This window comes from uncultured Sphingobacterium sp. (assembly GCF_964277905.1).
Lineage (GTDB): Bacteria > Bacteroidota > Bacteroidia > Sphingobacteriales > Sphingobacteriaceae > Sphingobacterium > Sphingobacterium siyangense.
On the sequence record NZ_CAXYKD010000013.1, the window covers coordinates 1 to 15,522 of the forward strand.

Annotated in this window: 15 protein-coding genes and 1 tRNA gene; 13 read left to right on the forward strand and 3 right to left on the reverse strand. The window is 38.5% G+C overall.

The window, feature by feature from the left end; genetic code table 11:
* On the reverse strand, window positions 1-464 hold a 464-nt coding region (locus ACHWSC_RS07415), incomplete at its 3' end, for a hypothetical protein (protein ID WP_394676338.1).
* A 647-nt stretch (window positions 465-1,111) separates the two neighbouring features.
* Here ACHWSC_RS07415 and ACHWSC_RS07420 point away from each other — a divergent pair.
* Entirely contained in the window at window positions 1,112-1,525 is a 414-nt protein-coding gene (locus ACHWSC_RS07420) for a hypothetical protein (RefSeq protein WP_394676339.1), read from the forward strand.
* 531 nt (window positions 1,526-2,056) lie between these two features.
* Here the strand turns inward: ACHWSC_RS07420 and ACHWSC_RS07425 are convergent.
* A tRNA-Ile gene (locus ACHWSC_RS07425) sits at window positions 2,057-2,130 on the reverse strand.
* An 89-nt stretch (window positions 2,131-2,219) separates the two neighbouring features.
* Between ACHWSC_RS07425 and ACHWSC_RS07430 the strand changes: the two genes are divergently transcribed.
* The 8 genes from ACHWSC_RS07430 to ACHWSC_RS07465 all read left to right on the forward strand — a co-directional run bounded on the left by ACHWSC_RS07430 (window position 2,220) and on the right by ACHWSC_RS07465 (window position 9,891).
* Entirely contained in the window at window positions 2,220-2,852 is a 633-nt protein-coding gene (locus ACHWSC_RS07430; RefSeq protein WP_394676340.1) for an HAD family hydrolase, read from the forward strand.
* Between the two features lie 90 nt (window positions 2,853-2,942).
* Window positions 2,943-3,137 (forward strand): 30S ribosomal protein S21, encoded by a 195-nt coding sequence (rpsU, locus tag ACHWSC_RS07435; RefSeq protein WP_046672133.1) that lies wholly within the window; start codon window positions 2,943-2,945, stop codon window positions 3,135-3,137.
* Between the two features lie 101 nt (window positions 3,138-3,238).
* Entirely contained in the window at window positions 3,239-4,120 is an 882-nt protein-coding gene (locus tag ACHWSC_RS07440) for a tyrosine-type recombinase/integrase (RefSeq protein WP_120336217.1), read from the forward strand.
* A gap of 14 nt (window positions 4,121-4,134) precedes the next feature.
* Window positions 4,135-4,497 carry a ribosome hibernation-promoting factor, HPF/YfiA family gene (gene hpf, locus ACHWSC_RS07445; RefSeq protein WP_088162635.1) on the forward strand — a complete coding sequence of 121 codons (363 nt, stop codon included), beginning with the start codon at window positions 4,135-4,137 and terminating at the stop codon, window positions 4,495-4,497.
* 229 nt (window positions 4,498-4,726) lie between these two features.
* Window positions 4,727-5,119, forward strand: coding sequence for a DUF6686 family protein (locus ACHWSC_RS07450; protein ID WP_286735318.1), 393 nt, complete (start codon window positions 4,727-4,729; stop codon window positions 5,117-5,119).
* 374 nt (window positions 5,120-5,493) lie between these two features.
* Complete coding sequence (locus ACHWSC_RS07455) at window positions 5,494-6,021, forward strand: ferritin (RefSeq protein WP_145329685.1); 528 nt, start codon at window positions 5,494-5,496, stop codon at window positions 6,019-6,021.
* 223 nt (window positions 6,022-6,244) lie between these two features.
* A complete protein-coding gene (locus ACHWSC_RS07460; protein WP_394676341.1) occupies window positions 6,245-8,923 on the forward strand; it encodes a TonB-dependent receptor in 2,679 nt (892 codons plus the stop codon).
* Window positions 8,920-9,891 (forward strand): NAD(P)H-quinone oxidoreductase, encoded by a 972-nt coding sequence (locus ACHWSC_RS07465; protein ID WP_394676342.1) that lies wholly within the window; start codon window positions 8,920-8,922, stop codon window positions 9,889-9,891. The genes ACHWSC_RS07460 and ACHWSC_RS07465 overlap by 4 nt, the downstream gene beginning before the upstream one ends.
* Here ACHWSC_RS07465 and ACHWSC_RS07470 read toward each other — a convergent pair.
* Window positions 9,880-10,743, reverse strand: a complete 864-nt coding sequence (locus tag ACHWSC_RS07470) for an AraC family transcriptional regulator (protein ID WP_394676343.1) — start codon at window positions 10,741-10,743, stop codon at window positions 9,880-9,882. The genes ACHWSC_RS07465 and ACHWSC_RS07470 overlap by 12 nt on opposite strands.
* Before the next feature lie 144 nt (window positions 10,744-10,887).
* Between ACHWSC_RS07470 and fucP the strand changes: the two genes are divergently transcribed.
* From fucP to ACHWSC_RS07490, 4 genes are read left to right on the forward strand one after another with little or no spacing between them, the layout of a single operon-like run.
* Complete coding sequence (gene fucP, locus ACHWSC_RS07475; protein WP_201669475.1) at window positions 10,888-12,153, forward strand: L-fucose:H+ symporter permease; 1,266 nt, start codon at window positions 10,888-10,890, stop codon at window positions 12,151-12,153.
* A gap of 10 nt (window positions 12,154-12,163) precedes the next feature.
* A complete protein-coding gene (locus ACHWSC_RS07480) occupies window positions 12,164-12,496 on the forward strand; it encodes an L-rhamnose mutarotase (protein WP_046672141.1) in 333 nt (110 codons plus the stop codon).
* Between the two features lie 2 nt (window positions 12,497-12,498).
* On the forward strand, window positions 12,499-14,157 hold the full coding sequence (locus ACHWSC_RS07485) for a UxaA family hydrolase (RefSeq protein ID WP_394676344.1): 1,659 nt from the start codon (window positions 12,499-12,501) through the stop codon (window positions 14,155-14,157).
* Between the two features lie 49 nt (window positions 14,158-14,206).
* On the forward strand, window positions 14,207-15,520 hold the full coding sequence (locus ACHWSC_RS07490; RefSeq protein ID WP_286735326.1) for an alpha-L-fucosidase: 1,314 nt from the start codon (window positions 14,207-14,209) through the stop codon (window positions 15,518-15,520).
* Window positions 15,521-15,522 lie beyond the last annotated feature (2 nt).

Genomic DNA, 15,522 nt, shown 5'->3' on the forward strand with positions numbered 1-15,522 from the left:
CTAATTTTTCGTATTTCTCGTTCATAAACCTCACCCTTCAATAATCTTTGTCCTATATAGCCTTCGTAACTCTTGCCCCCTGTCTCATAATCTTCATATAAAAAAACACCTGAATTCTTGCTATCACGATTATCATTTGGTAAAACCGTTACTAATGTAAAAGTCCATTTGTCGGCGTACTTGATCGCCTTTAGCCAAATTCTCCGGTTCAATGAATATTTAGTATTGTTCGTTGTATAAGAAGATAGTTTTTTATCTGTACTCATTGGAATAAAAAGACTTCCCTCAAATTCAATCCGTTCTTGCCATCGCGGCAAATAACTAATATCCCTTTTGATTGAACTCTGTTTCACTTTATCAAACGCAACGACAACCTCATCATCAGATGACCCTTCATAAGTTTCGATATGCTTACAAGAGAAAAATAAAATTAGCAAGGTAAACACCTTTAAAATTCTATACACAATTTTAATTGGTTAAATTTATTATTATGGCTATTCATGAAATAAATGCATTTTTTCAACAAAAACACTTACATTGAATATAGTATTTATTTCTTTTATGATTAAAAAAAATCAAAATACTACACAATTGTGTATATAAATAAGACTTATGGATCAAATCCACATGGAGGTTATATGGCATTCTGTTAGGGAATCACTAGCATAAAGATATGCCAAACAAAGTTAAAAAAGAAATCGGACTACATCCAAATTCGTTTTTAATGCGTTGCAGTTTGTCATACTTGATGCCTTAGTAATCCCTTCACTTCATAAAAGCACCTAAATCTTTTTAATAAGTGCCATGCACCCATTAAAAATCTTCAAGCTTTTAGAGTTTGGCTCGCCTGCTGATCGCTCAGGCTACGATGTTGTCACTATTTTTAACCGCTGACACTCGATCCAGCATATCAAAAATACCGCCAACAGTCTCCGTATACTTCGTATATATCGCTGAATCATGCTAGCGCATTTCTTTTCAGCGACCTTCGCTCAACTCGCAGGACGGCGAGCGATGAAACTTTATTCTAAAAGCTCATAATCCGATCTTTTTAATTTGGATATTCTTATATTTAATAAAAGATATTATTTAAGCCAGTTTTACCAGCAGTATGAAAAAAAATCATCTCTATTTGATAGGAATCACAATACTATTACTTATGCTATTTTCTTGTAAAAGTATATTGCAGGAAAGGCTTGAAGATGGAGGATGGACAGTGCAAATAATTAGATATAATTCAATTAATATCTATAAAGACCTGAGAGATAATGTTGTCGTTTTTCACAAGGATGGTACAGCTAGATTTGATGACATCAAAATTAAGGATTTAAAAACTGAAAACTGGCATATTAAGGGAGATACTTTAGTAATAGAAGGAAATAGTGTACCTTTCTCAGGAAAGTATATCACTGAACTTCAAATTGATCCAGAGACAAATGTAATGACATTATATTTGAAATCTGATTCAACGGAAATTAAAATGACAAGAGGTCCAAATCCATTAGATAGACTTCTAAAACGCTAGAATTAGTAACGATTTTGTGAGATAAATCCGAAGCGATATTTGTAAAAGAAGACAGGTTGAGCGAATAAGCAAATAGCAGAGATACACAAAGCGTTATTCAACAAAGTCACTAAAGTAAAAGAAGAGAGGGAAAGGAGGATAGCATATATGACTGCGCAAATCTTATTGAAAGATGTTGCTAAACAAAATAAGCAGAAACAGTAACCATTTAAAATAATGGTTGCAGAAACTTAACAAGAAAACTTAAAATTTATAACAGTAAAAATTATAATGGATTAAGACACAATAATTACTGGGTTTAAACCTTAAAATATTATGTCCTAACTAAAGAAATCGACTTGAAAAGTGCGCCAAAAATGCGCCAAATGTTTCTCGATTATACACTATTGTTATAAAGATTTGTGATCTTTGTTAAAGAATAAATTAAAGTTTAACTGCTCAACCTACGAATACTTATTTAAGTTGTTGATTTAAAGCTATTAAAGAGGGTTTTGAACAACAAATCCCCATATTGCTATGAGGATTTATTTGTGCTCCCACCTGGGCTCGAACCAGGGACCAAAAGATTATGAGTCTTCTACTCTAACCGACTGAGCTATAGGAGCAGGTCTTTTGTTTTGTCAATTTAAATAGCTGTTGTGCCGTTTTGACGATGCAATTATCGATATTTGTATCGATATTTCAAAATAATTCGATGGAAAAAATTAAAAATATTGTTCTTGATTATGGGAATGTGATCTTTATGATCGACTTTGTAAAATTGAAAGATGCTTTTACTCAGTTAGGTATAGAAAATGTTGATGCCGTATTTGGACATCATGGTCAAAGTGCACTTTTTGATAATTTTGATAAAGGAAAAATTGATTCGACGCAATTTCGTGAGGGGATAAGAGCATTAACCCAAAATCCAGCACTGACGGACGCACAGATTGATACGGCCTGGAACAGTTTACTGATTGGTGTACCACAGGGTAATCATGAGATTTTAGTCCAGTTGAAAGATCGATACCGTACCTTTTTGTTAAGTAACAACAATGCAATTCATTATGCCTATTGTATGAATGATATTCATGAGAAGTATGGTGTTGCCGACAATGAAGTTTTTTTTGAAAAGACCTATTACTCTCATTTAGTAGGGATGCGCAAACCGGATGCGGAGATCTTTAAATTGGTTATGCAAGAGCAACAATTGGATCCGGCGGAGACTTTATTTATTGATGACAGTCCTCAACATCTGGCGACAGCAAAACAATTGGGTTGGCATACGGCATTGTGTACGAAGGAGAAACCGCTAAGAATTTTGTTGGAAGAATTCGAATTGTTATAAAAAATAATTTTGTTTTCCTTTTTAAAAATAAATAGCTTACCTTTGTCCCACTTTAAATTTAAAAGCGGCGAAAGGAGGTATATATAACGCATGATTATCGTAAATGTAAAAGAAGGAGAATCTTTAGATAGAGCATTGAAACGTTTCAAAAAGAAATTCGAAAAAACTGGAGTTTTAAGAGAGTTGCGTTCACGTCAAGCTTACGAAAAGAGATCTGTAACTCGTCGCATTCAAGTGAAAAAAGCGATTTACAAACAATCTTTGAATCAAGATGTAGCTAACTAATTGATTCGCTGAGAATTTTAAAATATAAAGGGAAAAGCATTGCTTTTCCCTTTTTTTTGTGCTTTTAAGTTTGTAATTTAAGCTATATAGCAAGGGAAAATATGTTGGAAAAGGAGTTTATTCGGTTTTTGCAGATTGAAAAAAGGTATTCAGAACATACGGTTATTGCCTATAAGCATGAGCTGGAGATGTTCCAGTCTTTTTTGGATCGTGAGGGACTGACTGTGCAGGATATCGTATACCGTGATTTACGTCATTATTTCGCGCAAATGGTAGAGTCCGGAAAAAATGCAAGTTCAGTCAACCGGAGTATGTCTTCAATGCGAACTTATTTTAAATTTTTGCAAAGAGAAGAGTGTATCGCGAAAAATCCCATGACGCTCATTAAAGCGTTAAAAACTGCTAAAAAACTACCTGTAGTCGTTGAAAAGGAAAAGCTGGTGCGTTTATTGGATCAGATGGAACAGGAGCAGGATGGATTTGAATCCTGTCGCGATTATATGGTTATGGAATTGTTGTTCGGTACCGGGATTCGTTTGGCCGAATTGTTGAAAATTAAGGAGCAGGATATCGATTTTTTTAATAAAAATATTCTTATATTAGGTAAAAGGAACAAAGAACGCTTGGTTCCGATCAATAATCTTTTATTGAAAGAATTGAAAAACTATTTGCAACAAAAGGCGACGCAATTTGTTGATACTAATAACAGCTTACTAATCGTTACGAAAGAAGGAAAGCCGGCATATGCCAAGCTGATCTATGATATTGTACATCGGCAATTGACGCTGATTTCTACTCAAGGTAAGAGAAGTCCTCATATTTTGAGACATACTTTCGCAACGGCCCTGTTGGACAATGGGGCGGATTTAAATGCAATTAAAGAGCTGCTGGGGCATGCAGGGCTTGCGGCAACACAAGTGTACACGCATAACTCAGCAGAACGATTGAAGTCAATTTATAAACAAGCTCATCCAAAAGCTTAAAAAAAGGAGGAAAAATGAACATTACTGTGCAATCCATTCGATTTACTGCTGATCAAAAGCTAATCGAGTTTATCAAAAAGAAAACAGGAAAATTGGAGCAGTTTTTGGATTCCATTATTGGGGGCGAATGCTACCTGCGATTGGAAAATGTCGATGATGAGGCAAATAAAATTTCAGAAATTAAATTGAATATCCCGGGAAGCCAGCTTTTTGCGAAAGGGCAAGCGAAAAGCTTTGAGGAGGCGACAGATATTGCTGTAGAATCCTTGCGTAGACAGATTAACAAACATAAAACAAAGACGAAAAATACAGTTATCAATGGGCGTAATGAAGTTCTTGCCGTAGAGGAAGAAGAAGAGGAAGAAGAATACGATTAATAACTATTAAAATATAGAAATACATACAGGAGGTCAGTGGCAACTGACCTCCTTTTTTGTGGCGATTGGTCAGAAAAAAACGTCGGTCGGTTTTCAAAATTTGGAGCGTGCGAAATTAGGAAGGATTTATTTTGCATGAGTTGTTGGTAGGCTTATTTATATTAAATCAAAATAATCTTCTGTTTTACTTGGATTGATTATAAATAATATTTATTTTTGATCGATTTAAATGATAAGGGAAATAGAAATGTCAGAATTGGTTTGTCCGTTAGCAAATGTTGAGGAAGTTTTTTCAACCACAGCGGGTACAGTCTATCAATGTAGCCGCAAAAATTGTTTCTGGTTGGAATATAATAATGAAACCACCTCTTTCTCGGTATCGGATTTTTTGAAGTTTAAGAAACGTATCGATGCGATTGATGTTGAGCACATGCTTCACGATACAACACGTTCATCGGATTTTGAAATCATCATGCCTTTCCGTACGGAAAGATGTTTCATCTTAGCTGTAGAGGAAGTACTTCAGTTGCGCGAATTGTTAGATGGCGCTAAATTTATGATGGAACTGAATAGCGTCGTCAGAACTTGTTTGCAGGTTTCGCCATTTGCAGTGTTTGCATAAGGCTATACATATAAATGAATTGAAAAAAGCGGTGTACGTCTGTGATGTACACCGCTTTTTGTTTGGAAAGACCTTATTTAATTTTAATTTAAATAAGTATCAATGAGACCGCCCGCTGGTTTTATTGACATTCAATGTTTTTTAGGCCTTTAAGCTACTTATTGTTTTAATTTATCGCTTATTGAAAGTATCAATATTACGTATTTGTAATTATATTGATTCTAAACAAGTTGCGATTTCCATGTCTAATTTAGACTGAATTTGTATTGCATATTCTTGATACACATTTTAAAGATCTGCTGTATCTTTGTAGTGTAATCAGGTGATAATGTGTTTCACCTGTTAATGTTTTAGAAATTAAACTTAAGGTAAATATGAAAGATTTATTGAAATTAAAATCTTCTTTGAAAGAAGAAATCGAAAATATATTGAATGCACAAATTAAAGTTGAAGCTCATTCTTCAGCCTTATATTTGGCAATGTCTTCATGGTGTGATGATCAAGGTTTGGAAAATGCTTCAGAATTTTTTGCGAAGCAATCCAACGAAGAGCGCGAGCACATGTTGAAGCTTTTCAATTATATCAACAACCGCGGTGGTCGTGCAATTTCTCCGGAAGTTACAGGTATCCCTCAAGATTTTGAATCGTTCCGTGGCGTTTTTGAACAAACATTGGAACAAGAGATGTTTGTTACTGAACAGTTCAACAACATCGCCGATAAATGTGCTAAAGCGAAGGATTATGTTACTTTTAATTTTGTACAATGGTTCTTGGAAGAGCAAGTAGAAGAGGAGTTTGTTGCAAGACGTATCCTTGAATTGTTCGATGTAATTGGTGAAGACGGTACTGGTCGTTGGGAAATTGACAAACACCTGGTTAAGGTTACCTTTGCAGGTGAATAATAAATTGTAAAAAATAGTGTAAAAAACGAGCTGTTGAGAAAACAGCTCGTTTTTTTATATACAAAATCACAACTTTTTACGTTAATAGCTTAAGAATTCTTATATTGAATTGTATTATTGCAAAGTCTATTTGATGGAACTAAGGGGCGGGAATATTATCCGGTTAGTACTTTTTTTAGCTATAACGAACTTGTTTTTTTTACCCAAAAGCGCTTTAGGGCAGGTGTCAAAAAAAGAAGTTTATGGAATTGTTGTAGATACTGCAGGAAGGCCCTTAAATGGCGTCAGTGTTCATCTGACGAGTTCTCGCGATACCTTGTTCTCATCCACTTCCGTAACAGGTTATTTTCATTTTAGTCGTGTACTCGGTAATGATATTCGTATTAGCTGTAGCCAGCTGGGCTTAAGTATATTGGAGCGCAGTTATCCCTTGTACAATAGCACGACAGCTAAATTGGATGTCGGAAAATTGACCATGTTTCCCCATGTATCTCTTTTAAAAGAAGTTGTTGTACTAAAATATAAACCCATAGTATATAAGCAGGATACTGTTCAATTTAACCTGGATGCCTTCCAATTTGATCGTCGAGCACTCTTAGAAGAGGCTCTTAAAGCATTGCCCAATATACAGGTGTCCCGTGATGGTTCTGTCTATGCCTTCGGTAAGCCCATATCCTCTGTTAAGGTGGATGGAAAAAAATTTTTTGGTGGTGATGTGCTCACCGCTACACGTAACCTTCCTGCAGATTTTGTGAAAAGTGTACAGGTTATTGATTTTTATGGTGATGAGGCGACGGCAAAAGGAATTAAAAGCGCTGAATCTGAGAAAGTCCTGAATATCGTGCTCAAAGATGATAAGAAGAAAATTACTTTTGGTCAAGCCACGCTTGGCGGTGGTTCGGTAGATCGTTATTTGGGGAGTGCTGGACTGAATCGTTTCAATGACGGTAAAGAGTACTCTGTTATTGCATCGGTGAATAATACGAATACCAATCTCTTTTCTTTCGGCTCTCCCAATGGAGGGGAGCGGGAACGGGAAATGGGCGAGCTAGCCGACTTTGCGGATCCAACGGATGGGGTCAATAAAATCGGATCTGTTGGGGGGAGTTTCTCTAGTCCGCTTTCTAAAACGGTAACAGCAAGCGGTAAATATTCCTTTACGCAGCGCAATAATTATATCCAGGGAAATTCCTTATTACAATCGATATATGGATACGGCAAAGCAGCGAATAATTTGATTAGTAATTATGAAGACTACAAGATAAAATCAATCGATCGTATACATAAAATGGACTGGGATTTTGATATGAAGCTGTCGCCCAAAGATCAGCTTAAAATATCGCCTAAACTATCTTGGACCAATTCGACCAGCAATACGTTAAAAGATAGAAGGATTCAAAATAATCGGTTGAGCAGTACGGGAAACTATGGCGCGGCCAATAGTACAGAAAGTCCTGCTGCAGCTTTAGATCTTTTTTACGTGCGAAGTTTTACTAAACCGGGGCGGAAAGTACTTTATACATTGCATACGGATTTTAATTCCCTGGATAAAGATGAGGAAGTACGCGATTTTAATAGAGCGATCGACAGTAGCACGAACGTGCCAAAAATAACAGAGACTTATCTGAATCAAATGGTACGTTCCAGCAATGAGAATAAAAATATCCAAAGTCGGTTGTCGTTGGTGGAGCCTGTTGATTTAGGTGGTACCTTGGAGATCAATTACGATTTCGACTATACCAAAATTGATGCTCGCCGCTCCACTTTTGATAATAACAATAATTTTAACAACGGCCCCATACTGGTAGACTCCCTTAGTTTGAAGTACGACTATTCCTTTGCTAGCAATAAAGTCGGCATGATTTATCGGCAAGATTTAAGCGACAAAGTGAAAGTGAACTTCGGTTTTGCTGTTCAGCCTTCCGAATTAACGGGAAGTTCAACGGACAAACTGATAAAAACCTCCTATTCAAATGTTAATCTCGTGCCTTCTGCTGGATTAAAATGGAAGTTTACCAAAGAAGAGGATCTTTCCATGGACTATTATGGACGTAATAACCAGCCTAGCTTCTATCAGATACAGCCTGTGGTAGATAATACCAACACACAAAATATTGTGATCGGAAATAAGGATTTGAAATCCGAATTTGCACATAGTATTGTTTCAAAGTATCGGAAGTCCATTACACGAAGGGGTCAATATTTAGAAGCGAGTCTGGCTTTTAACTTGGTAAATGACAAGATTGTAGCAAACCGGACAATTGAACCCAATTCAACGATACAGAAAACGACCTATCGCAATACAGAAGGTTATTATGATATTAAGAGCTATTATTTGTTTACAGCTTCTTTATTGTCGGATAATTTGCAGATGAGCTTGAATGGTAATGCAGATTATTACAACAATATTTCCTATGTTAATGATAAAAAGAGCTTTGGTGGACACTTTTTGTTTACACAGGCTCTTCAATTCCGCTATACTTGGAGTGATATCTTTGAAGCCGAATTAAATGGAAACTATTCTTTAAACAGGGCGACATTTGACTGGCCTGTACAAGATAATATCACGGCACATTCAGGGATTGTTGGGTTGGGATCTAAAGCTTATTTAGGGAAACATTTTACCATGGGACTTGAGCTTTCTCAAAAATTTAATGCGGGTTATTCGAGCTCATGGAACAATATTAATCCGACGATAATCAATGCCTATATGGAATATACTTTTGGAAGGAATAACTTGGGGATGTTGAGATTTCAGGGATTCGATCTGATGAATCAGAATACTGGTATTTCACGTGCCGTGGTGGGAAATGATATTTTAGACGTTCGAAACAATCGTCTGGCTCGTTATTTTATGCTTTCGCTTAATATAAGATTACAGAAATACCCAAAAAAATCATGATGAAAGCCGTCATTATTACTGAACCGGGAGGACCGGAAGTTTTGGAAGTCCGCGATGTGGAGATGCCGCAGATCGGTGAACTTGAAGTTTTGGTGGAAGTAAAGGCTGCAGGAGTGAATAGACCTGATGTCTTTCAGCGTAAAGGTAACTATCCGGCACCAGCCGGTGTGGATGGGCGAATACCGGGCTTGGAAATAGCAGGGATTGTAGTCGCTAAAGGGAAGGATGTGGTCGATTGGGCTATTGGTGATCGTGTATGTGCGCTTGTTGCCGGTGGGGGCTATGCTTCCTATGCGAAAGTCTATCAGGGACATTGTTTACCTATTCCCGACCATTTGGGTTTTGCGGAGGCAGCCTCGCTGCCCGAGACCGTTTTTACGGTCTGGGACAATGTCTTTCGAAGGGGTAAGTTGCAGGCCGACGATCATTTTTTGGTGCACGGTGGTGCTGGAGGGATTGGCAGTACGGCCATTCAGTTAGCGACCTTGTTTGGTGCGGTAGTATATACGACAGTCAGCTCATCTGAAAAGGCTAGCTTTTGTAAATCATTGGGAGCTGTCAAAACAATAAATTATAAAACGGAGGATTTTCTGGAGGTGCTGAAGCCTTTGCGAGTTGATGTTATTTTAGATAGTATTGGCGGATCATATTTTGAGAAAAATATCAATCTATTGAATCCTGATGGTCGATTGGTTTACATTAATGCGATGGAAAGCGCAAGAGTCGAGTTAAATTTGCTCAAATTAATGCAGAAACGGATTGTTCTAACGGGAAGTACGCTACGGGCGAGAGACCGTGAATTTAAGCAAGTGCTACGGGATGATATCTGGTCTCAAGTATGGCCGAAGCTCAGCGTTGGCGATTTCAAACCTACTTTATACCGTGTGCTTCCTTTTGCGGAGGCTGCTGAAGCCCATCGATTGATGGAAGATTCAAACTTATTGGGTAAAATTGTCTTAAGTTTTTGATCGCTGAAAGCTGAGCGGTGTAGTGCCAGTTACATTTTTGAAGTATTTATGGAAGCTCGAAAAGTTTTGAAAACCTGATTCAAAGCAGATCTGCTTCACCGTCTGTTTGTTTTCTATTAATAAATTGCAGGCTGTCTTCACACGCATTTCGATCAGAAACTGAAAGAGTGTTTTTCCGATTTGTGATTTGAAATAACGGCAGAAAGAATTGGGTGTCATTCCCGTTAGGGAAGCAAGTTCCTGCAGCCGTATCTGGTCGCGATAATTTTCACCGATATATTTCATGGCAATCTGCATACGGTTGGCGTCCTGATCTTGCAGCTGGATGGTAAAAGTGGGGCTCGTTAATAGATCATGTTGTTCTTCTGCCGAAATAAATTGTAAGATTTCTAATAAATGAATAATACGTTTGGTACCTGTTGCTGCCAAGATAGCGTCAATTAACTGCACAGTTTTTAGTCGGCTGCTTTCCAATAATGAAATGCCTCTTTTGGATACACGTATAAGGTCTTTGATGGATTTATTTTCAGGTAAATTAATGAAATCATTTCCCCAAAAGTTTTCCTTAAAATGAATTACACGAATATCTGCGCTTTCTGCTCCTTCCTCTTGAAGATAAATCTCGTCAAATAACCAATAGTGAGGCAGGTTTGAACCAACAAGGGTAATATCGCCTGATTCAAAGCGCCGGACACTATCGCCAATAAATTGGGTGCCTGAGCCTTTGGCAAAATAAATTAATTCCAGTTCTTCATGGTAATGCCAAAGATTGTGGTATTGGGGCGTATTGTCTCTTCTCGCGTTGAACGAATGCTCAAGATTGCTATTTAAATGAAGCAGCTGTGCTTTCATAATTATGAAATATATGCAGTAAAGTTACATAATTCAGTTTAGCTATGGTAATATAGCTTAATAATTTGATAATATACTTGAATATTGTCTAGCATTTTTAAGCTTATTTTACATTAAATAACTACTTATAACCATTTGAAAAATATGACGAATAAAAAGAGTTACGCATTTGCCTTGATTTTGGTGACATCCTTGTTCTTTTTTTGGGGATTTATTCATAACCTTGATCCAATCTTAATTCCGCATTTGAGGAATGCGTTTAGTTTATCCCATTTCCAGGCTTCCTTAGTCGATTCGGCTGTATTTATCGCTTATTTTGTGATGGCGATTCCTGCTGGAATTATCATGAAAAAATATGGCTATAAAGCCGGTATTTTGATCGGATTGATCTTTTTCGCCATTGGCTGTTTTCTTTTTGTACCTGCGGCTAATACGATAAGTTATGTTTTCTTTTTGGGGGCTTTGTTCGTTGTAGCCTGTGGTCTTACCATTCTGGAAACCGCTGCAAATCCGTATGTAGCGATTTTGGGAGATCCAGCTTCGTCGGCACAACGACTTAATTTTGCGCAGTCCTTTAATGGGTTAGCGGCCTTTGTTGCTCCGATTTTTGGGGGGAAATTTATTTTATCCCATGAACCCAAATCACAGGAAGAACTGGCGCAAATGGCCGAGCAGGCAAAGATGGCGTATATTCAGTCGGAAACAGCTGCTGTGAAATTGCCTTATGTGGTACTAGGGATATTGATCTTATTGATTGCTGCGTTGTTTTTCTTTACCAGATTACCTGATATCAAAGATGCTGAGGAAGAAGGTAGAGCCGGTTTTTTTCACGCGTTGCGTCATAAAAATGTGCGTTGGGCAGTGGTGGCTCAATTTTTCTATGTCGGAGCGCAAGTTTGTATTTTAAGTTTCCTCGTATTATATGCAACAGAAGCTGCCGGCATATCAGGTAAGGATGGTGCCGATTATGCTGGGTTTGCTGGATTGGCATTTATGTTGGGCCGGTTTATCGGTACATTTTTTATGCGTTTTGTATCAGCATCCAAGCTTCTGATCATCTATTCCGCTATAGCGATCGTTCTATCCCTATTTGTCATCTTCGGATCAGGTATTCAGACTTTATATGCGCTGATTGGCATTGCGTTCTTTATGTCCATTATGTTTCCAACAATATTCGCGTTTGGTGTACAAGGTATCGGTGCCGATACCAAATCTGCTTCTAGTTTGATCGTCATGTCTATTGTTGGCGGCGCTTTATTGCCTCCAATATTGGGTTTTATCTCCGATAAAACGGGACATTTCCAATATGGCTATTTTGTACCATTGGTTTGTTTTATTGTTGTCTTGTTGTTTGCTTTCCAAAATAGAAATGTCAGTATTGCGGAAACGGAAAATCTTAAATCACATTAATTAGTTAGTAATGAAAAGATATGTCATGGCCTTGGATCTTGTGGACGATCCACAATTGATCAAGGAATATGAGGATTACCACCGTGAAGTGTGGCCGGAAATAAAACGCTCGATTCTGGATGCAGGTATTTTGCAGATGGAGATCTATCGTTTTGAAAATAGATTGTTTATGAACATGGAGGTGGGTGAAGATTTTTCATTTGAGAAAAAATCAGCTATGGATGCTGCCAATGAAAAAGTTCAGGAATGGGAACAGCTGATGTGGAAATATCAGGCGGCTATTCCGGGGGCAAAGCCAGGAGAGAAATGGGTAATGATGACAAAAATATTTGAATTAGTATAATTATGGCTATACAGCGCTATTTACAGATCCATCCAATGGATAATGTCCTTGTTGCATTACAGGACTTGGCGGAGGGAACAACGATTGTTTTTGAAGGTAAGGAATTTACATTAAAGCAAGCTGTTGCTGCCAAACATAAATTCACGATCCAGCCAATGGAACAAGATACAGAGATATTGATGTATGGTGTTCTGGTAGGGAAATTGAATACACCCTTAGCTGAAGGGGAACTTATTACCACCGAAAACTTGCGTCATGCGTCGGAAGATTTTAGAATGGGCAACCGTAAGACAGCTTGGACAAAACCTGATGTTGCTGCATTTAAAGATAAAACGTTCAATGGATTCCACCGTTCAAATGGAACTGTTGGTACGGCCAATTACTGGTTGGTTATTCCATTGGTTTTTTGCGAAAACAGAAATGTATTGACCTTGAAAGCTGCTTTTGAGGAAAAACTCGGCTATAAAGTAAAAGCGAATAATTACATCTCTGAAGTAGAAGATCTCATTGGCTTATATAAGTCCGGTGCTGATGTAAATGCGATCCTTAGTCAGGATCTACTTGCTAATTCGACTTCCAGCGAGCAGGAACGCCTATTCAAAAATGTCGATGGAATCAAGTTTTTGAATCATGAGATGGGATGCGGTGGAACGCGTATGGATTCGGATGCTTTATGCGGTCTTTTGGCTGGCTATATTACCCATCCGAATGTTGCGGGGGCAACCGTATTGAGTTTAGGATGTCAGCATGCGCAGGCTTCTATTCTGAAGGCGGAAATTGAAAAGCGAAGCCCGGGTTTTGATCGCCCGCTATATATTTTCGAGCAGCAGAAAGAAGGAACTGAAAAGGAACTTATGCAAAAGGCTATTAAGGCAACTTTTGCGGGGATGATGCAAGCTGATAAAAATGAGCGCAAACCAGCCACATTGGACAAATTGTGTATTGGACTGGAATGTGGTGGCTCGGACGGATTCTCGGGTATCTCTGCCAATCCTGCGCTCGGTTTTGTGTCGGATATTTTGGTGACTTTAGGCGGATCGGTGATTCTGGCGGAGTTCCCTGAGTTATGTGGCGTGGAACAGGAGTTGAGTGATCGTTGTATCGATGAGCCAACTGCGGAACGTTTTATGTCGCTGATGCGTACTTATAATGCAAAAGCCGAAGCTGATGGCTCGGGTTTCTATATGAATCCTTCTCCGGGAAATATTCGTGATGGCTTAATTACTGACGCGATTAAGTCTGCAGGGGCAGCCAAAAAAGGAGGAACCTCACCTGTTGCAGCGGTGATTGATTATCCTGAATTGGCCAACGGTCCGGGGTTAAACTTACTATGTACTCCTGGCAATGATGTGGAAAGTACCACTGCAGAGGTGGCCGCAGGTGCCAATATCGTCTTGTTTACGACGGGCCTAGGTACACCTACAGGTAACCCGATTACACCGGTTGTGAAACTTTCAACAAATACCAAAACTTTTGAGAAAATGCCCGATATCCTGGATCTGAACTGTGGTACCATTATCGAAGGTACAGAGACTATTGAGGAGGCTGCACACCGTATTTTGGATTATGTGATAGAAGTTGCTTCCGGTGAAGTGAAACCAAAAGCGGTGTTGTTGGGGCAAGACGATTTCATTCCATGGCGCAGAGGTGTTTCATTGTAGTTGAGTATAATGAATTTATTGAAAATCCATGACAACTAATTATTTACATATGAAACTTAAACATGTAATCTGTGGTTTGGCCTTGCTGATGGGATCCATATCCGCGAGCTATAGCCAGCAACATTATCAACCGAGTCCCGAAAATCTAAAAAATAGGGAATGGTTTGAACAATCTCGGTTTGGTGTTTTTATCCATTGGGGGGTATATAGTGTGCTGGGAGATGGTGAATGGGTCATGAACAATCAAAATATCAGTTTGGATGAATATGCATTGCTGCCTAAATTTTTCAATCCAATTTCCTTCAATGCGAAAGAATGGGCGAAGTTATTTAAACAGGCCGGAGCAAAGTATATCACCTTTACCACAAGACATCATGATGGGTTTTCGATGTGGGATAGCCAGATTTCGGATTATAACGTGGTGAAGAAATCGCCCTTCAAACGCGATATTGTGAAAGAGTTGGTGGAAGCTTGCCATGCTGAAGGGATAAAAGTGATGTTCTATTATTCACTTTTAGATTGGCACCGGGATGATTATTTACCCGTTGGTAAAACGGGTGGCGGCATTGCGGGCCGCGATTCAACAAAAGGGGATTGGAATCATTATGTCCAGTTTATGAAAAGCCAATTAACGGAGCTGTTGAGCAATTATGGCAACATCGATGGGATTTGGTTTGATGGTCATTGGGACAAGCCCAATGAAGATTGGCATTTCAAAGAAATCTATGAATTGATTCATAAGTTACAGCCGCAATGTTTGGTCGGTAACAATCACCATTTGGCACCATTTGAAGGTGAAGATTTTCAGATGTTCGAACGTGATTTACCTGGGGAGAATACCACTGGGTTCGGCACGAAAGCACATGATGTTGGGAAATTGCCGAAGGAAGTATGTGGAACAATTGCAGGATCGTGGGGATTTGAGCTGAAAGATCGGACACGAAAATCTTTTCAGGAAGTGTTGAAATACCTGGTCAAAGCAGCTGGTCATGGTTCCAATTTATTGCTCAATGTAGGTCCGATGCCGAACGGTGAGATTCAGGACTATCAACAGGAGCGTTTGAAAGAACTTGGAAAATGGCTATCGGTGTATGGTGAAACAATCTATGGAACAGAGGGGGGAGCGGTGTCGCCAACAGACGATTATGCGTTGACAAAAAAAGGAAATCAGGTGTATCTACATGTGTTTAAAACGGATAAAAAGGAATTGTTGATCAATAACCTGCCTTATCAGGTGAAAAAAGTAAGCACATTTATCGGAAAGAAAGAGATTAAGTTTAGTCATAAGAACAATAGTCTACGCGTGGATTTGCCAACATCGACAGATGAAGCAGATTTGGTATTGACATTAACAATTAAATAACA